Source organism: Bacillus sp. CZDM1 (assembly GCF_055502545.1).
The window spans coordinates 203,999-223,186 of sequence record NZ_JBUESO010000004.1; the positions used below are offsets into that span (position 1 = coordinate 203,999).

The 19,188-nt window shown below is 40.9% G+C and carries 19 protein-coding genes and 1 riboswitch; of the genes, 2 read left to right on the forward strand and 17 right to left on the reverse strand.

Going from position 1 to position 19,188, the window contains the following annotated elements:
• The first annotated feature begins 1 nt into the window (after position 1).
• Positions 2-187 (forward strand): hypothetical protein, encoded by a 186-nt coding sequence (locus ACY3XC_RS11210; protein ID WP_045515772.1) that lies wholly within the window; start codon positions 2-4, stop codon positions 185-187.
• 76 nt (positions 188-263) lie between these two features.
• Here ACY3XC_RS11210 and ACY3XC_RS11215 read toward each other — a convergent pair whose 3' ends face one another.
• Positions 264-539, reverse strand: coding sequence for an aspartyl-phosphate phosphatase Spo0E family protein (locus ACY3XC_RS11215; protein ID WP_179158554.1), 276 nt, complete (start codon positions 537-539; stop codon positions 264-266).
• Positions 540-831: 292 nt separating this feature from the next.
• On the opposite strand from ACY3XC_RS11215, the gene ACY3XC_RS11220 reads away from it, so the two are divergent.
• Positions 832-1,116, forward strand: a complete 285-nt coding sequence (locus tag ACY3XC_RS11220; protein WP_464868617.1) for a hypothetical protein — start codon at positions 832-834, stop codon at positions 1,114-1,116.
• Positions 1,117-1,189: 73 nt separating this feature from the next.
• On the opposite strand, the gene cysI is transcribed toward ACY3XC_RS11220, so the two are convergent.
• From cysI to ACY3XC_RS11300, 16 genes are all read right to left on the reverse strand, one after another.
• Positions 1,190-2,908: an assimilatory sulfite reductase (NADPH) hemoprotein subunit gene (gene cysI / locus ACY3XC_RS11225; RefSeq protein WP_464868618.1), complete on the reverse strand. Its 1,719-nt coding sequence runs from the start codon at positions 2,906-2,908 to the stop codon at positions 1,190-1,192.
• Positions 2,909-2,932: 24 nt separating this feature from the next.
• Positions 2,933-4,735 carry an assimilatory sulfite reductase (NADPH) flavoprotein subunit gene (locus ACY3XC_RS11230; RefSeq protein ID WP_464868619.1) on the reverse strand — a complete coding sequence of 601 codons (1,803 nt, stop codon included), beginning with the start codon at positions 4,733-4,735 and terminating at the stop codon, positions 2,933-2,935.
• Between the two features lie 126 nt (positions 4,736-4,861).
• Positions 4,862-5,587 (reverse strand): sirohydrochlorin chelatase, encoded by a 726-nt coding sequence (locus ACY3XC_RS11235; protein WP_464868620.1) that lies wholly within the window; start codon positions 5,585-5,587, stop codon positions 4,862-4,864.
• A 24-nt stretch (positions 5,588-5,611) separates the two neighbouring features.
• A complete protein-coding gene (gene cobA / locus ACY3XC_RS11240) occupies positions 5,612-6,388 on the reverse strand; it encodes a uroporphyrinogen-III C-methyltransferase (protein ID WP_464868621.1) in 777 nt (258 codons plus the stop codon).
• Between the two features lie 30 nt (positions 6,389-6,418).
• A complete protein-coding gene (gene cysC, locus ACY3XC_RS11245) occupies positions 6,419-7,018 on the reverse strand; it encodes an adenylyl-sulfate kinase (protein WP_179158560.1) in 600 nt (199 codons plus the stop codon).
• A 13-nt stretch (positions 7,019-7,031) separates the two neighbouring features.
• On the reverse strand, positions 7,032-8,180 hold the full coding sequence (gene sat / locus ACY3XC_RS11250) for a sulfate adenylyltransferase (RefSeq protein ID WP_464868622.1): 1,149 nt from the start codon (positions 8,178-8,180) through the stop codon (positions 7,032-7,034).
• A gap of 83 nt (positions 8,181-8,263) precedes the next feature.
• Positions 8,264-9,322 carry an anion permease gene (locus ACY3XC_RS11255; protein WP_464868623.1) on the reverse strand — a complete coding sequence of 353 codons (1,059 nt, stop codon included), beginning with the start codon at positions 9,320-9,322 and terminating at the stop codon, positions 8,264-8,266.
• A 15-nt stretch (positions 9,323-9,337) separates the two neighbouring features.
• Entirely contained in the window at positions 9,338-10,054 is a 717-nt protein-coding gene (locus tag ACY3XC_RS11260) for a phosphoadenylyl-sulfate reductase (RefSeq protein WP_464868624.1), read from the reverse strand.
• A gap of 68 nt (positions 10,055-10,122) precedes the next feature.
• Positions 10,123-10,224: riboswitch (SAM riboswitch) on the reverse strand.
• A 160-nt stretch (positions 10,225-10,384) separates the two neighbouring features.
• Entirely contained in the window at positions 10,385-11,158 is a 774-nt protein-coding gene (cobA, locus tag ACY3XC_RS11265) for a uroporphyrinogen-III C-methyltransferase (RefSeq protein WP_464868625.1), read from the reverse strand.
• 15 nt (positions 11,159-11,173) lie between these two features.
• Positions 11,174-12,010 carry a formate/nitrite transporter family protein gene (locus tag ACY3XC_RS11270; protein WP_464868862.1) on the reverse strand — a complete coding sequence of 279 codons (837 nt, stop codon included), beginning with the start codon at positions 12,008-12,010 and terminating at the stop codon, positions 11,174-11,176.
• A 53-nt stretch (positions 12,011-12,063) separates the two neighbouring features.
• Positions 12,064-12,390, reverse strand: a complete 327-nt coding sequence (gene nirD / locus ACY3XC_RS11275) for a nitrite reductase small subunit NirD (protein ID WP_464868863.1) — start codon at positions 12,388-12,390, stop codon at positions 12,064-12,066.
• 18 nt (positions 12,391-12,408) lie between these two features.
• A complete protein-coding gene (nirB, locus tag ACY3XC_RS11280) occupies positions 12,409-14,802 on the reverse strand; it encodes a nitrite reductase large subunit NirB (RefSeq protein WP_464868626.1) in 2,394 nt (797 codons plus the stop codon).
• A gap of 218 nt (positions 14,803-15,020) precedes the next feature.
• Positions 15,021-15,221: a CLC_0170 family protein gene (locus tag ACY3XC_RS11285; protein ID WP_179158567.1), complete on the reverse strand. Its 201-nt coding sequence runs from the start codon at positions 15,219-15,221 to the stop codon at positions 15,021-15,023.
• Positions 15,222-15,233: 12 nt separating this feature from the next.
• Entirely contained in the window at positions 15,234-16,451 is a 1,218-nt protein-coding gene (locus ACY3XC_RS11290) for a Ger(x)C family spore germination protein (protein WP_179158568.1), read from the reverse strand.
• Positions 16,432-17,544: a GerAB/ArcD/ProY family transporter gene (locus ACY3XC_RS11295; RefSeq protein ID WP_179158569.1), complete on the reverse strand. Its 1,113-nt coding sequence runs from the start codon at positions 17,542-17,544 to the stop codon at positions 16,432-16,434. The genes ACY3XC_RS11290 and ACY3XC_RS11295 overlap by 20 nt, the downstream gene beginning before the upstream one ends.
• Positions 17,492-19,159 (reverse strand): spore germination protein, encoded by a 1,668-nt coding sequence (locus ACY3XC_RS11300; protein WP_464868627.1) that lies wholly within the window; start codon positions 19,157-19,159, stop codon positions 17,492-17,494. The genes ACY3XC_RS11295 and ACY3XC_RS11300 overlap by 53 nt, the downstream gene beginning before the upstream one ends.
• Between the last annotated feature and the right edge of the window lie 29 nt (positions 19,160-19,188).

Here is a 19,188-nt window from a genome sequence, read left to right on the forward strand (position 1 = left end):
CATGAGCCAAGATATTACCCTACAACAAATTGCAGAAGGTGTACCAAAGACACTATTAAATGCATCTGATAGAGACATTGAAGGATTCCAAAAAATCATCGAAGAAACGATAAAATTAAGAGAAGCACATAGAAACCTTCAGAAGATGGTAAAAAGTTTCTCTACTTCTACGATTCAGCGAACGTAAGTATTTTTGAAAAGAAAAAAGACCCATCCTTGGCGAAGGGCTGGGTCTATACATACCTTATAAAGTAAATCATTCATCAATAGAATCTATTACCTTTATAAGGAGATATAAATTTGTAAGGTCTTGATACTAATTTGACAAAATACTGTATAACCGAAACAAAATCATCTAGAAAAAAGGTGGAATTTGACATACCCTGATTTAGGGTTAACCTTCTATGTTCATTAAGAAGGTTATCTAGTTCTTGACTGCAAATTATCGTTTCTTTATTAGACAGTCCCTTTGTCATACCAATTTTGATCATTTCGTCTCTCTTCTCATTTATTGCCTCTTCTAAATCTACTATCCTCATAACAAAAACACACCTCTAACTCTATTAATTACCAAGATGCTTTAATATATTAGTCACGAAAAGTATTATAGCATGTATTTAAATCTATTAAATCGTTTCGATAAAACAAGTTAAAATATGACAAAACTAGACGATTTTTAAAATTTCAGACTATTCTATAAAGTTATTTCCGATAAATTCTGGGTGTTTTTGTATGTTGAAAGCAAATCAGGCGAATACTTACCATATGGTTATTATTGGTTTAGTTTGATTTATTAGACAGTTTTTGTGAAGAAATCAGGAGGTATAGATCATGCTTTATGAAGAATATGAATTATTACTGAAAAAGACTGTTGCTGTTGCACCTGAGTGGATTATACGCGACATCCAGGACATTTTGAAAAAAGATGAAGGAAAACATATTGGGGTTAGTTATGTCATTTCACAGCTAAATGATAGATATTCTTTTAGTCTCAGACACATTTTGTCTGCAATGGATTTTTCGAGTGAATGGACTAAGGTTTCAAGAGAACGCCTTAGTTTTATTGATAATAATATTGATGTCGTTGTGGCATTGTATTATGACCTCAAAGACTAAACATGAGAAATTCTATATCAATACAAAAAGGAACACCAATTCCTTTGAATTGGTATTCCTTTTTATTTTTACTTTATTCATGAAAATTTGTGCCGTCGGTTGTAGCTTGGACTATGCCTGCACGAATGACGAAGTCTCCGAAGTGCTCTTCTTGCTCTCGTTCTTTAGCGTAACGGGAAAGAATGACACGCAGTTCGCTCAGGATTTCTTCTTCACCGATATTTTCACGGTACATTTTGTTGAGTCGGCTGCCGTCAAAAGCCGCTCCTAGGTACATATTATATTTTCCAACCGCTTTACCCATAAAAGCTATTTCTCCCAGTCCAGGACGCGCACAGCCATTTGGACAACCTGTCATACGGATGGTAATTTCTTTATCCCTAAGACCATTTTCATCTAAAATGTCCTCAATTTTATCAATAAGTTTTGGTAAGTATCTCTCTGCTTCAGCCATTGCTAACCCACATGTAGGAAGTGCAACACATGCCATAGAACTGCGGCGAAGTGCAGAATAGTGACTGCCATCCGTTAAACCATATTGTTCAATAAGTTCATTAATTTTTTTCTTCTCTTGGTTTGAAACATCTGCAATAATTACGTTTTGATTAGCAGTTAAACGGAATTCACCTTTATGAACTTTTGCAATTTCTTTGAGAGCAGTTTTTAACTTATAATCATCCGAATCTGCCACACGGCCGTTTTGGATATAAAGGGTATAATGCCATTTTCCTTGAACGCCTTCTACCCATCCGTAACGGTCGCCGTTATCATCAAAATGATATGGTTTTGCTTCGCCAAGACTCCAGCCAAGTCGAGCTTCTAATTCTTCCTTGACGGTTTCTAATCCTAGTCTGTCAACGGTGTACTTGAAGCGGGCATTTTTTCGCTCGGAACGGTTTCCGTAATCGCGTTGAATGGTAATGACTTTTTCTGCTACATCTTGAACTTGATCTGGTGTACAGAAGCCGATTACCTTAGCAAGCTGCGGGTAAGTCTCTTTATCTCCATGTGAACTTCCCATACCTCCGCCAATTGCCACGTTAAAACCAATAAGATTTCCGTCTTCTACAATCGCAATTAAACCAAGATCTTGTGAAAAGACGTCAATATCATTCGAAGGCGGAACGGCAATGGCAATTTTGAATTTACGTGGTAAATATAGCGATCCATACATCGGTTCAACTTCATCTACTTCAGGACTGCCAGCTACTTTTTCTTCATCAAGCCATACTTCATGATAGGCCCTTGTTCGCGGTAATAAATAATTACTTAAATGTTTTGCCCATTCGTATACCTCCATATGAATTTCAGATTGATAGGGATTTGAGGTACACAATACGTTACGATTGACATCGCCGCAAGCAGCAATGGTATCCAATAACGTAGAATGGATTTCCTGTATCGTATTTTTCATATTCCATTTTAATATCCCGTGCATTTGAAACGTTTGACGTGTTGTCAGTTTTAATGTTCCGTTACCATTTTTTTCAGCCAGCTCATCCATAACCAGCCATTGGGACGGTGTCGCAACACCGCCAGGCAGCCGAACACGTAACATAAACTGATATGCAGGCTCAAGTTTTTGCTTTTGACGCTCATTGCGGAGATCTCGGTCGTCTTGCAAATAGCTGCCATGGTGTTTCATTAGACGGTTATCATCGTCTGGAATTCCTGCACTGATTCGATCAAGCATGACTTCTTTCAGTGTTCCGCGTAAAAAGTTACTCTCTCTTTTTATTCGCTCTACATCACTTGGCGCGCCTTCAGGTGCCTTTAACTTTTGCTTCACCATTTATGAAAAATCTCCTTCCATTACTCAATATACATCGCGCTGGTATCGTTTTTGCTGCTGCATGTCTGCTAGATAGGCTTCTGCCTCTTCTCGGCTCAAGCTGCCCTCTTTTTCAATTATTCCAATTAGCGTTTGGTGTACGTCATGTGCCATATGTTTCTCATCACCGCAAATATAAACCACAGCACCTTCTTGAAGCCACTGGAACAATTCCTTGCTTTGTTCTAGCATGCGGTGTTGAACATAGACTTTTTCTGCTGTGTCCCGGGAAAAAGCAACATCCATTCTGGTTAACACGCCATCTTTAAGCCATTTTTGCCATTCTGTTTGATAAAGGAAATCTGTCACAAAATGCTGGTCTCCAAAAAACATCCAAGACTTACCCTCTGCTCCTATTTCCTCGCGCTCTTGCATAAAAGAACGGAACGGTGCCACCCCTGTTCCTGGTCCAACCATAATAATTGGAGTTTCAGGATTCACTGGGAGTTTAAAGTTTTCATTGTGCTGAATGTAGATTGGTACATTATCTCCCGATTGCAAGCGATCTGCGGTGAAAATAGAACAGACACCTTTTCGGTCACGACCATGTGCATGGTAACGGACAGCCCCGATCGTTAAATGGACCTCGTCAGGATTCGCAGTTAAGCTGCTTGCAATGGAGTATAAGCGTGCAGGCATTTTTCTAAGAATCGAAACAAACTCTTGAGGAGAGCTATTTACTGGGCCAAATTCACGAACCACATCGAGTAAATCATGTCCTTCAAGATAGGCTTTTACTTTTTCACTATCTTTTAACAGCTCCTCTAAGTCGCTGTTTGCAGTGAGTTTTGATGCTTTTTCTAGTAGCGGTTTTGTTAATGTAGTAATCTCATAATAGGTTGTTAGTGCATCTTTTAATGAAAGAACTTCACCTTGTTTATTAATAGAAACACTTTCTTCTGGGTTCCATTTCAATTCTTCAAGAAGCAGGCTAACCAGTTCTGGATCATTTTCCGGATAGATTCCAAGACTATCACCTGGTTGGAAGCTAATTCCAGAACCTTCAAGTGATAACTCCAGATGTCTCGTTTCTTTGTTAGAGCCTCGTCCGTTTAAGTTTAGATTATCAAGCACTTCTGCTCTAAACGGATTGGTTCTAGAGTAGGTAGATTCTGCCGTTTGTGTAGATGCTGCCTGTGTTAATGCAGGAATTCCACCCTTTGCTTCACCTAGGCTGCTAATGATTCCTTCAAGCCATTCTGCTGCCGGTTCATCATAATCGAGATCACAATCGAAACGTGGATAAAGTCGGGTGCCCCCTAGTTCCTCCAAACGAGCATCAAATTGTTTTCCTGTTTGACAGAAAAACTCATAAGAGCTATCGCCAAGGGATAAGACTGAAAAGTTGAGTTCCTCAAGCTTTGGAGCTCGTTTTCCATGTAAAAATTCGTGGAAGGTTAGCGCATTATCCGGTGGATCACCTTCTCCGTGTGTACTCACGATAATAAGTATATTTTTTACCTTTTTTATATTGTTAGGTTTAAAATCGCTCATAGCGGAAACAGTTACTTGGAACCCTTTCCCCTCAAGTGTCGAGCTGGCCTTTTTTGCTAAGCCTCTTGCATTGCCTGTTTGTGATCCGTATAGAATGGTTACTTCTTTTGATGCTGTACCATCGGCTGTTTGCTGGCTTGGCATGCCTAGCACAGAAGGAATTGGCGCTTGTGCAGCACCAGCAAGATACCCACTCAACCAAACTTTTTGTGATTCAGTAAATGTCGGTAAAAGACGATTTAGGAGTTCCGTCTGCTCCTGATTAAACGGACTGTTCATTACCTGAAGTTGCAACGTTATCCACCTCACTATGGAATATAAACTTATCATACAGTATTTTTTAGAGGCTGTTAGATATTAATTGGTCTATTTCTTGACCCAGTTCTCTTTTTACAATGTTTATCGGTAATTCTATAGACTTTACTCACCAACCGCACGTTCAAGTACGATATCTTCAATCACGGTATGGTTACTTAAAGCTGGAGTACAGAGAATCCTCTGACCTTCTTTTTGACGGGATCGAACGGTTTTGTTTAATTCTGCAAGTAGGAGTCCGGTAAATAACATATAGGGAACAACAATTACCCGACCCGCAGCATCTTCCGAAATTTTCTCCAAACCCTCATTAAGCTTCGGCTCGGTTGCTGCTAGATAGCACACAGATACCCTTTCAGGTCCAAGCCGTTCCCCAAGACCAACCGCAATCTTTCCAAAATTCACGTGGACATCAGGGTCACTGCTGCCTACACCGACAATCAATAACCTGTCTGTAGTGGTCACCTCACCTGCAGAATCCCTAATTAATTCAGCCACACCATCCAGAATAACATCCTGTACCCCAAAAGGATTCTTTATTTTTACCGGAATAGTAGGATATTTGGCAATAAAGGGAGACAAAGCTTCAGGAATATCCCGTTTTATATGTCCCGCTGCCAAAAGAAACAGTGGAACAACGTCAATCTCCGTTGCACCCCGCTCGACACATGTTTCAAAGCCTTCTTCAATCAGCGGCTCTGTGAGCTCTAAGAAACTCAGTTCTTGTATTGGAACGTCAATTCGTGCCTTTACTCGTTCAATAAAAGCCTGTATCTCGACCGCCCCTTTTTTCGAACGAGTACCGTGGCCGATATAAAGAATTGCTTTCATATAAAAATGTACTCCCTTCTGCTGTTACCGGTTGGCGGCTGGAATATTGGCCAAAATTTCTTCTTGAAACCAATTCAATTTTTTGTGCAAGGTGACTACCTCCCCAATCACGATCATACTTGGATTGGTAATCCCCTCTCTTTCTACCACTTCTTCAATCGTATCAAGTGTGCCAACTACTGTCCTCTGGTCGCTTAAAGTGCCCCAATGAATCAAAGCGATTGGAGTCTGTGGTGATTTCCCATTTGAAATTAAATGTTTGGTTATCACCGGAAGATGAGATACGCCCATGTAAACACAAATCGTATCGACTCCCTTTGCCAAGTGTGCCCACTGGTGTTCTGCACAGACATCACCAGCCTGATGACCGGTAATAAAGGCGAAGCTTTTACTTAAGGTACGGTGGGTCACAGGAATTCCTGCATAAGCGGAAGCCGCTATTCCAGCCGTAATACCTGGAACAATTTCAAATGGCACGTTATGCCTAGCACATTCCTCTGCTTCCTCACCGCCGCGGCCGAAAACAAAAGGATCTCCACCTTTAAGCCGTACCACGTTATATCCCTTTTTGGCATATTTCACCAGAAAATGATTAATGGTTTCCTGCTTCATTGTATGATAATGTGGAAGCTTGCCGCAATAGACAAGTTGCGCTCCCTCTTTCGCATTCTCCAAAAGTTCAGGATTTACTAGCCGATCATAGAGGATGACATCAGCTTGCTTGAGGCAGCGTAACCCTTTTACTGTAATTAAATCTGGATCTCCGGGACCCGCACCTACTAAAAAAACCTTGCCAACCATTGATCAACCATCCTTTCTTATCGACTCATATTAGAGAATGTTCTTTTCTTGAAGGTAGCCAAAGATTTGATTAACTGCCTCTTCGACTGTTAAAAGATCTGAGCGAACCGTAATTTCTGGGTTTTCCGGTGCTTCATATGGGGAATCAATCCCAGTAAAGTCCTTTATTTCTCCACGGCGAGCCTTAGCATATAGCTGCTTTGGATCACGTTTTTCACATTCTTCAATTGGACAGTCAACAAACACTTCAATAAACTCTCCTTCTTGGAAAATGGATCTGACCTGATCGCGATCGGAACGGAATGGAGAAATAAATGCTGTTGTTACAACTGCACCGCTGTCTACAAACAAGTTTGCTACTTCGCCAATTCTTCTGATATTCTCTGTCCGGTCAAGGTCGGAAAAACCGAGATCCTTGTTTAATCCATGGCGGATATTATCACCATCTAGAACATATTCATTAATCCCCTGCCGGTACAAAGCGCTTGAAACGGCGTTTGCAATCGTCGATTTACCCGAACCAGAAAGTCCTGTAAACCACAGGACACAGCTTCCATGGCCATTTTGAACATGACGGTCGGATTTGGTAACTGCACTAGCGTGCCATGTAATATTGGTTGCTTTAGTCATTATTTTCTCCTCCTTAAACCGTCGTTTCTTCTTTCATGCCTTCTATTAACACTTCAACAACCTCTTTACGGCTGAATGTGGATGGTGGAAGCTGACCAGCACGAAGCAATTCTCTTACTTTTGTTCCAGATAGAATGACTCGGTCTTCATTGCTATGCGGGCAAGTTTTGTCAGAAGCCATTCCTTCACATTTTGTGCAATAGAAGCTATGTTCAAAGAATAATGGCTTAATGCCAAGCTCCCCATCAGGGAATTCATTAAAAATTAATTGGGCATCGTAGGTACCATAATAATTACCAACACCTGCATGGTCACGGCCGACAATAAAATGCGTGCAGCCAAAGTTCTTACGGGCAATCGCATGGAAAATTGCTTCCCTCGGGCCTGCATATCTCATTGCCGCTGGGTGGACACCTAGCTGTACACGTTCTCGTGGGTAATAATTTTCCAGAAGGACACGATAGCTTTTTAGGCGAACATCAGCTGGGATGTCATCAGACTTTGTTTCACCAACAAGCGGATTCACGAAAAGTCCATCAACGGTTTCAAGTGCAGCTTTTTGAATATACTCATGGGCACGGTGAATTGGGTTTCTTGTTTGGAAGCCTACCACCGTTTTCCAGCCTTTTTCTTCAAACAATGCACGTGTTTCCTTTGGCTCAAACCATACATCACTAAAGACACCTTTTTCTGGTTTTTTAACAAGAGTTACGTCACCAGCTACATAAACAGGTCCTCTTTCATAAAGTCGCTTAACTCCTGGATGCGCCGTTTCAAGGGTTTTATATACCTCAACTGCTTCCCTGTCTAAGTTCGGCTCATACCATTCTGATACGATAATTACCCCGTATACCTCTTTGTTAAAAACAAGCTTGATTTTCTCCCCTTCTTCAAGTGTTGCGGCTGTTTCATAGGAAACAGGGAGTGTAACGGGAATGGACCAGATGGTGTTATCTGCAAGACGCATATTCTCCACTACGTTTTCATAATCAGCTTTCCCAAGGAAACCCGTTAGCGGACTAAATAACCCAACACCGATTAACTCAAGGTCACTTAGGGCAATGGCGTCAATTTCAAGTTCTTTTACAATGGATGTTACATCATAATTTGGATCAAATGCTTGGATTAGTTTACCTCCATGAGGTGCTGGTAAAAATGACAATAGAATCAAACCTTTCTACATTTAAGTTAAGTTTTATTATTAAACTCTTCAAAAAAAGAGATTAAATCAGTGAAACTATCAAGCTACTTTTCTACAGCTTCTGTTACGGGTTGATTCGATTTTTTCATTAGTGACAAAACACCGAATACGGAGATTAAGACACCTGCCATCGCAACAATTGGATAGAAGTTATGCTCTATCAGCATTTGGATAAGTGTGTAAGAAAGCACCATAGATAATACAGGTGATACGATCCACACAGTAAGCAGCTGAACCACTATACCCTTTTTTAGAACTGACTTGCCATGTTTGGCAAAGCCAATACCGATAATCGAAGATGTCGTGATTTGTGTCAGTGGCACAGGTATGCCGAAGACAGAGGCTGCCGTAACGATCGCTGCTCCTGTCCCAGAAATGACACAACCCTCTTCCAGCCGAAGCGTGGTAATTTTCTTTCCATTCGTTTCGAGAACACGATGGCCTAACAGAATCGCACCAGCTGCAACAAAAAGCCCGCCCCAGAAAATACCGTCACTTGTAGACATGATGGCAGCACCGACTAGCGGTCCTACAGCATTAGCGACATTGTTCATTCCCGCCGAAAAGGCTTCAAATAATCCCATACAAACGACAAGAACTGAAAGATACGGAACGGCTTTTGGCGCTTCCATCCAGCGTTTTAGCATCCTGTTTTTTAATAGCTTAGTAGAAAAGATGGCGATTATAAATGCTGCAACAGGCGTTAGCAGCCAAAAGACCATAATCCATGCCAAACTGCCGACAAATACTGATTGATAGACAATTCCGGCCCCAACGACGGATCCTACTGCTACCTCACTTGTTGAAAGTGGAATCCCGAAAATATTTGCTAAAAATAACGCTAGCGCAGCAGATGCTAAAACAATAAGAGCAATGGGTACGGTAAAGGTACTACTCGGAACAATCCCGCTTCCAATCGTTTTCACCACTTCCCCGCCGCCAAGCCAGGCACCAAGAAAAACGGTAATACCGCATAAAAACAATGCCAGCCTTTTATTAACTACACCTGCTCCGTAGGAAATCCCCATCGAAGCTGCTGCACCACTAGCACCAATATTGAATGCAAAAAATAATCCTATGATAACCGCAATAATTGTGAGCAAACTATAAGCCCCCTTTTAGGATGTGTGCAAGCCACACTCCGTCTTGCCGCTTCCCGTCCAGCGTCCTGCACGTGAATCACCGTCTGCCGAAACAGGCTGTGTACAAGGAAAACAGCCGATACTAGGGTAATTTTGATCGTGCAAGGTATTGTAAGGGAGATCTTTTTCCTTGATATAGGACCAAACTTCATCCCAAGTCCAGTAAATCAGCGGACAGATTTTAATGTTTTGAAACTTTTCATCTTTATTTAGGAATTCTGTGTTTGCTCTTGTCGGTGATTGTTCTCTGCGAAGTCCTGAAATCCACGCTTGTTTTGCCGTTAGTGTCTCCCTTAATGGAATCACTTTACGTATATTACAGCATTGGTTAGGCTCCCTCTTCCATAGCGCTGATCCATATTGTTCACGTTGTTCATCTAAGGTTAGCTTTGGAAGTTTCCGCTCAATTTTCAATGAAGGAAACCGTTGTTCCATTTTATTAATAACCTCATAGGTTTCCGGAAAGTGTAATCCTGTATCCAAGAAAACGATATGCGCATCTGGCTTCACCTGCTGGATGAGGTCGATTAATACGATCGCCTCTGCACCAAAGCTGGATGCATAGACAATTTGTTCTTCTGGATATGAGCTGTAAGCCCACTCCAGTACCGATTTTGCTCCCTTCGTTTTATTCTCGGTTGGGAAAGAACCTGATATTTGACTCCAATTTTCATACGTAACTGGTGTAGTCATGTCTATAAACCTCCTTTGTCCATCAAAAAGCCTTCCCAAAAAGGAAAGGCATCTCACGTTTGTTTAACGCCTTATCTTCCAAAATGAAGTTCATTTTGCTGGAATTAGCACCTTACACAGCAGGTTGCCGGGCTTCATCGGACCAGTCCCTCAGCCTCTCTTGATAAGTATTTGGTAATTGTTGAAATTAATCCTACCATACCAATAGGATTTGTGTAAATAAAAAAATATAAAATTTAGAAAAATTATTTTTCACACTTTTACTACATCAAAAAACAAAAAAAACGTCCTGGACTCATGTACCCCCAGAACGGTTTATTTGCTACTACTTTAAGCCATGGTTGCATAGCTTTCTTTATTCACTTTTGCTCCTATTAAATTTATTTTTTCACGGAAGGTGACGACTTCTCCAACAACGATCATGGCAGGATTTTCAATTTCTTCTTTTTCAACTATGTCTACAATAGAACTCAACGTTCCTGTTACGGTACGCTGTGCACTTGTTGTCCCTTGCTGTATGATCGCAACAGGGGTCTCCGCTTTTTTACCATGCTTCATTAATTCCTCGCAAATATATGGGAGATTTGTCATTCCCATGTAGATTGCCAGAGTATCTACAGCTGTTGCTAGACCCTTCCAATTTATGTCGTCAGGTTTCCCCTTTGGCTTGTGACCCGTTACAATAGCAAAAGAGCTTCCTAATTCACGATGAGTGATCGGAATTCCAGCATAAGCAGGAGCGGCTACTCCTGCTGTTATCCCGGGAACTACTTCGACTGGCAGACACTGTTCAACCAAAGCTTCTACTTCCTCAGCTCCGCGTCCAAATACGAAAGGATCTCCACCTTTTAATCGAACAACATTTTTCCCCTGTTTTGTGTATTTGACTAGAAGATGATTAATGGTTTCTTGCTGAAGTGTATGGTAATTCGGTTTTTTCCCACAATAAATGAGATGGCAATCTCGTTTTGCTTCCACTAAAAGCTCTGGATTAACCAGCCGGTCATAAAGAATCACGTCTGCTTTCTGAATACATCGTAACGCCTTAACTGTTATTAAATCAGGGTCACCAGGACCTGCTCCAACGATATATGCCTTTCCCATAATCATCCCTCCTTCTTATCGCTGTGTACTCGGTATCACCGCCTTTGTTTGTGGCAGTTCTAGAATATTTTGCGATTCTGTCTTTTTATGAGTGTAATAGAGCGCCATTCCTGTAAAAAGAACACCGCTGACTAAATTGCCAATTAATACGGGGATTTGATTCCATACCCACCAATCTGTAATTGTGACATCCGCACCCAGTATCATGCCAGCTGGAATGACAAACATATTCACCACTGCGTGCTCAAAGCCCTGGGCAAAAAAGATTAAGATTGGAAGCCACATTGCTGCAATTTTCCCCATGACAGACTTCGTGGTCATAGCCATTACCGCACCAAGAGTAACCATCCAATTACAGAGCATCGCTTTTACAAATACGACCAGTAAGCCTTCAGAACCAAGACTTTTGTATCCTAACGTTTTGGCTTCGGCCACTGCGAGGATTTTTGCTGCAACAGCATGATTGGTAACTTGGCCAAACTGTGTGACTGCAATGATATATAGAATGGCATACATAACTGCTCCTAGAACATGCCCAATAATGACCCAAAACCAATTTTTCATCATTTGTGCAGCTGTAGCTTTTTTCGCCATCACCGCAACAGGAATTAGTGCGAAACTACCAGTAACTAATTCCAACCCAAGTAGAATGATAATGACAAAAGCAGCTGGAAAAAGTAATGCTCCGACAATTCCTAATCCTGTTTGGACCTCTGCAGTAAAAGCTAATGTCGTGCCAAATCCGAGCAATGCTCCACCTAGAGCTCCGCGGATTAGTAAATCCTTCACTGGTAATTTTGCCTTACCTTCACCTGCCTGAATCATACTTTCCACAACTTGATTTGGACTCACAATTGACAAGGTATCACTCCCCATATTCAGATTCGTTCACTATGAATCTCTTATCAATCCCTTATTAAGATATAGACTTGATCCCCTTTGAGTTCAACTGGATAGGACTGAACGCAGCCTACATCTGGCGCCTGGACTTTGCCGTCCTTTACGCTGATTTTCCAATCGTGCATCGGGCAAAATACATATTCACCGCTTAGTATCCCTTCGGCAAGGACGCCGCCTTTATGGGGACAGCGGTTCTCAATGGCTCGGATTTCCCCATTTTCCAATTTAAAAACAGCAATTTCCTTACTTCCGATGGTGACTGTTTTCCCTAACTTTTGCGGTAAGTCTGCAACTTCCCCGATGAACACGCTGCGTAATGTTTTTTCCATTATCCCCAACTCCCCCAATCGTCATATTTTTACAGTCTGATATAAGTCTCTTATGAGATTTTTATTGTGAATCGCTTCTTTCCATGGATCTTGAACCACAGACAAAGCCTCACCAATTCGATTATTGTATTCCTTCACCAGTAACTCATCGGATAGGACTTCTCTAATATGCTCTAACCCTAAGCGGTCCACCCAAGCGGAAGTTCTTTCTAAATATTTAGCACTTTCACGATAATATTGGAGGAAGGCCCCAATCATTTCTACCAACTCATCTCCTGTTTTGAACTTGAACAACAGATCCCCTTCGCGTAAATGAGTCCCTCCATTGCCGCCAACATACATTTCCCATGCACCTTCTACACCGACAACACCTACATCTTTAATTCCGCTTTCTGCACAGTTACGGGGACAGGCTGACACAGCCATTTTCACTTTATGAGGAGTGTTTAAGCCTTCAAATTTCCTTTCTAGTCTGATTCCCATCCCAATTGAATCCTGGGTGCCAAACCGGCAATAATTTTCCCCTACACAGGTTTTTACTGTGCGAAGTCCTTTAGAGTAAGCTGACCCCGATGGCATATCGAGTTCTTTCCAAATCTTAGGCAGGTCCTCTTTATTCACTCCTAGCAAATCGATTCGCTGACCACCGGTGACCTTAATCATGCCAACCTTATATTTATCCGCCACATCGGCAATTTTTCGTAAGTCCCCGGAGGTTGTAACGCCGCCATACATTCTTGGAACAACGGAATAGGTCCCATCCTTTTGGATATTCGCATGCATTCTTTCATTGACATATCTAGCTTCTTTTTCGTCTTGGTAATGCAGCGGATCAATCATTCCTAAATAATAATTAAGAGCTGGTTTACATTTCGAACAGCCATCTGTTTTCCACTCCAGCACGTTCATTACCTCGCGAATATGTGTCAGCCCTTTTTCACGAATTTCCGCCAAGACCTCATCTCTTGAGAATGTCGTACAGCCACAGATTGCTTCCTTTTGGTCTGCCTGATATTGATCACCAAGTGTACAAGCAAGTAAATCAGAAACAAGTGTCTTACAGCCTCCACATGAACGGGATGCGTTCGTACAGCCTTTTACCTGGTCTACTGTCGTTAATCCATTTGCTTTTATGGCCTCTACAATTGTTCCTTTCGTAACACCATTACAGCCGCAAATGAGCTCTTCATCTGACATACTGGCAGCCACATTTACTTCAGATTCAACTCTTTGTTCAGATTCTAAATATTCCTCAATAGCCGCGCCATTTTTGATAAAATTAAACAACTTGTTACCATCCTTCGTATCACCAAACAAGACAGCCCCGGCAATTTTCCCGTTTTCAATTAAGACCTTTTTATAAACACCGTGCCAATCGTCGTAGGTTTTATATACTTTTGTACTTTCATCCTCATTGATTTTCCCTGCTGAGAAAACATCTACACCGGAAACTTTTAATTGAGTGGACAGGACTGACCCTTGGTAGCCTTCATCCTGTATCCCACAGATTCTTTTTGCTAACACTTGTCCTTGTTGATATAACGGTGCCACTAATCCATAGGCAATCCCGCGGTGCTCGGCACATTCCCCAACAGCAAACACATTCGGGACTTCTGTTTCTAAATAATCATTCACTAGGATTCCGCGGTTAACGGGTATTCCAGCTTCTAGGGCCAAAGCGACATTCGGCTTAATTCCAACGGCCATTACTACTAAATCAGCTTTAATATTGCTGCCATCAGAAAACTTTAATCCTGTAACATGCTTTCTCCCGGTAATTTCTGCGGTATTTTTTTGTAAAATAAAGTTCATGCCCTGTTTCTCTAATTCTGCTTGCAGTAACTTCCCTGCCGTTCGATCTAATTGACGCTCCATTAAGTAATCATAAATATGAATGACATCTACCTCCATCCCGAGGTTAAGAAGCCCTCTTGCTGCTTCCAAGCCTAGTAACCCGCCGCCAATCACTGCCGCCTTTTTATATCTTTTTGAATATTCAATCATTTCTTCGCAGTCTTTTATATTCCGAAACGCCTTAACCCCTGCCTTATCTGCACCAGGAAGTGGAAGCATGAATGGGTTAGAACCTGTTGCAATAATTAATTGATCATAGGGCTCTATTCGCCCTTTTTCAGTGCTCACTCTTTGTGTTTTCGTATTAATGGATGTAACACTCTCTCCGGGATAAAATCTGATCTTATTATCTTCGTACCATTCCCAATCATTTAAAGTGATGTCACTCACCGAAGTACCACCCTGCAGCACCTTAGATAACTGAATTCGGTTATAATTCGGATAAGGCTCTGTGCCAAAAATCGTAATTTCAAATCCATCTGGGTTAATTTTCAACACTTCTTCTACAGCTCTAACCCCTGCCATACCATTCCCTATGAGGACGAGTTTTTGTTTTACCATGTGAACACCTTCCTTGTTTGATTTGAATCATCTGAATTATTTATAACATTGTGACAACTTCATTAACATGAGTTTGAAAGGTTATCTAACACATTATTTCAACGCTTTAACCTGATAAAGTGTGTTATAAACCCTTATTTCACAGTCGTGATAACGGATACATTTTTATAAAATTCCATAAAAAAATTGGACCTCAAAATTGAAGTCCAAAAACAAAATCACCACATGAAACGGGTGTATATAAAATCCGCTGCAATTAATCCAAAGCCAATAGAAATATTGATCCATCCTAATAATTTTGAAACTGTCTTTTCTTTTTTCAAGGAAGCATTTCGACATGCCTTTACATCAGTAAGAAGGATTAATCCCCCTGTCACCCAGCAGATTACGATTACATAATTTAAATATCCAATATACATCAAAGAAACTCCTTATTTAGATTTCATACCAACGCGGTGAATATGGGAATCAACCATTATATCAAACGTAACAGTCTGATAAATTTCATCCCATTTTTCCTTTGTTTTTACGTTTTTGTTCCAATATTGTGGAAATTTAGCTCGAAAGTGTTCACCAAACCCAAAAATATCAGATTTTGTTTTTTGCGTCTTAGCAATTAATTTTTCAATCGATTTTTTTGTGTTTTTTGATGCTTCCTTTTCAATTTTTTTCAGGATCGCAGAATTGGAGAGCTGGATTTTCGCACTTTCCTTTTCATCTATCTCACTTTCATACTGTATTTTAATAGAGACATGCGGTCTGCCATTATTAAGTGTGACTTTCGTTCTTGTTTTCCGGCTAACAGCCCTTACTAAAACAGATTCATTCCTGCCAGGCACCTCTACAAAGGCTCCATACCCACCTCTGCCGATTCCTCGTACTGCCATAAAAACACCTATTTCTAAAGGAGATGTCTTTCCCACCATCTTATCACCATGAAAATATGCAAGACCGTTAAGTTGGATGGTAGACTTTTCTTTTAGTGCTAGATAAGGCAGGTAAGTCTCCTGCCCTTTACTAGAGTAAAGGGTCCAAAATAGACCAATGAAATTGGGTGGAAATTTCCCTATTGCCGTTAAATTATCCACTATATCTGCTAAATATAGGGATGGAACACGTTCCAGTTCCGGAGTTAAATTCATATATTTTGAAGCTGATTCTTTCGATACCACTAGAGAAGCAGTTCTGCGAATTTCAGGATTACGTCTAAGAAAATCATTAAATTGGCTTGTTCCTCCACTGGCTATTTCCTCACTGAGGACAATAATCCGCAGATGTCCTAGAAAAACTTCATCCGCAACTTCCTGCTGCAAATTAAGCATGGCATCCTGAAAGGTATGACCCACGACTTCTAAAACCAAAACTGGTTTTACCGAACCCCCAGTCTGCTGCGGACCTAGAGGTATTCTACCAGGAATCGCAATTTGCGCCGTAACCTTGACCATATCTTCATCTGGAATCGGAAACTTTTTTCCCAAATGAGAGATTTCATCTTCCTTTTTTCGCTCTTCCTCACTCGCTTTATCAATTCCAATTGCCAACACCGTTGCCCTTTTTTCAATTTCTTTACTATCCCAACATCCTGAAAGTAAGGGAATAAGAATAAAAATGACGAACATAACTTTTCCTTCACGATGATTTTGCCACATTTTTTTTCCTCCTCCAACTCCTGAGGAAATCTATACATAGTAGTAGAGCTGGATACATAATGGTTATTAGCAAGCCTGCTCTTCCAATGTATTGAATAATCTCATACATATGTAAAACATTTTGCGGCAGCATCGCCAAAAAAAACACAAAAGGCAGGATAAAATAGGAAAGCATTTTATGGTCCATTAGTCCGAAAAGCTCTTTAATGGAATGGATGGTAAAATAGTAACTTGAGAATAAAGTAGTAAAGACTGCCAGTACCCATACGGCTAAAAAGATAATATCCAACCTTTGGAGGATATTCCCTGGTATTGCAGTCGTCCGAGCTAGTTCTAACGTAGGCCAAAAGATTTGTTTGATTTCTTCCGGACCAAAAATAGCCACCGTTGCAATGACAATTAATAGGTATAACCCCCCTGAAACCAAAATACTCCAAAAACTAGCTATCATTGCTTTCTTTGGCGATTTCATCGAGGGGATAATCATGGTAATAATAAATGACCCCTGAAATAATGCTGAAATAGTTAGCATTCCACCAGCCATACCTCTAAAATCATTTCCTAAAAATATAGGACGCAAATATAGTGGATTTGCATTTTTCAATGAAAATGCAACCACAATTAATACAGGGGCCAATATCATAGGTACATAAAAATTGTGTATGTAGGAAAAGACATTGATATTATTCCTACAACTAATGGAAGCCAGTAATAGCATGACTATTACTGTAACCTCCAGTGGCGTTTCTCTTAAAACAGCCGTTACCACAACTGCACCAAATTCCCGTGCTGCCAATCCGGTTAAGATAAGAAAGAAGAAAATGACAAAGATGCTAAAGATTTTGCCCAGCCATTTACCGATAATATCTTGACTGTACGTAATAATGGTTTTTTGAGGATGGCGAACCCCTAGATATGTTAGGATGAATAATCCAAAAGCAGCCAATGCAATTCCTGTTAGAGTTACAAACGGGGCACTCGTTTCACCTGCTCGGACTGCAAACAACGGTAAAGGAAGAACTCCTACCCCAATAATGGTACTAATTAAGATGGTTGTTGCCTGAAGTGTTGTTATCTCCTTTGGATCCCCCATTTGATGTATCCTCCCGTTGATCATTTCCAACTTTATTGTGTTCTAAAATCGTATTGTCATTTTGACCCAATCGATCTTGATTGGCAGGTTGAAGAAATCCAGGTCTTTTTGGCATCCACCACAAAGGACTGCGGATAATGACATCCTTCATCCCTTGATAATTCTCTGGGGAAACAGGTGCCATATACGGAACACCAAAAGATTTTAATGACAGCATGTGATTAAAAATAAAGATGACTCCAACCATTACACCGTATAATCCAAAAATCCCAGCTAAGATCATGATTGGGAATCTTAGCATTCGGAGGGCAAACGCAGCCGTATAGGTAGGTGTCGCAAACGAACCAATCGTGGTTAAGGCAATCACTACAACGGTTATCGGACTTGATAATCCCGCTTCCACTGCCGCCTGGCCTATTACCAGTACGCCAACAATCGATAATGCTCCCCCTACTTGTTTTGGAAGACGGACAGTGGCTTCTCTTAAAATTTCCATCGCAATTTCAATCGCTAATACCTCAATAACTGCTGGATATGGCACTCCAGCACGACCACCAGCAACCGCGACGGCAAATTCCGTTGGTAGCAGTTCGGGATTAAAGGAAATAAGGGATACATATAGGGATGGAAAGATAAGTGAAAATACCAAGGCCAAAATACGAGCTAGCCTTACAAAGCTACCCATCAGAAATCTTGAAGAATAATCCTCCGGTGTTTGATAGAATTGATTAAACACAACCGGAACCACCAAAGAAAATGGGGAACCGTCGACTAGGACGGCCACTCTACCCTCTACTAAATTGGCAACCGTTTTGTCTGGTCTTTCTGTCGTCTGGGTCTGGGGAAATGGTGAAAAAGGATTATCTTCAATAAATTGTTCTAGATACCCTACATCAAGGATCACATCAATATCAATCTCTGATAGTCTTTTTTCCACCTCTTTGATAACCGTCTCATTTGCAATCCCTTTCAGATAACAAATCGCAACCGTTGATTTGGTTAGGCGCCCAATTTTCATCGTCTTCACTTGGAAGTCTGGTGTTGGAAGTCGATACCTTAATAAGGAAATATTCGTTGCGATACTTTCGATAAATCCCTCCCGTGGCCCTAAGATAACCTGTTCCGTTTCCGGCTGGGCAATGGCTCTCTTTTCTACCTTTCGTGTTCCTATATGAATGGCTTCCTTTATTCCGTCAATAAAAATGACTGTTTCCCCACGCAGCATCAACTCTATTAATTGATCAAGACTTTCCCCAATTTTTGCCTGACTGTGATAAAGAGTTTCAGTTAAGATGAGATCGATTAATTGGTGCAGAGGTTTCTCTTTTCCCACTAAATGCTCAGGTTCATACATTAAGGGCCTTAGAATATCCTTATTGAGAACATCCTGATTAATCAAGCTTGAAAAATAAATACTGGCTGCAGGGAATTTGCCAAAAATCTTAAAATGTTTTATTTGTAAATCTACGTTATTACCTAGAATTTCTTTTACTTCCTTCTCTGTCTCCATTAACGAGGTAGAAGCTGGTGTGTCCCCCTTTTCCTCAACCAAATTACTCGGAGTCAACAATTGTGGTTTTTTGATGTTGCGTTTCTTTGTTCGAAATAAGGACACACTTCCACCTCCTACTTAATAATTTTTAC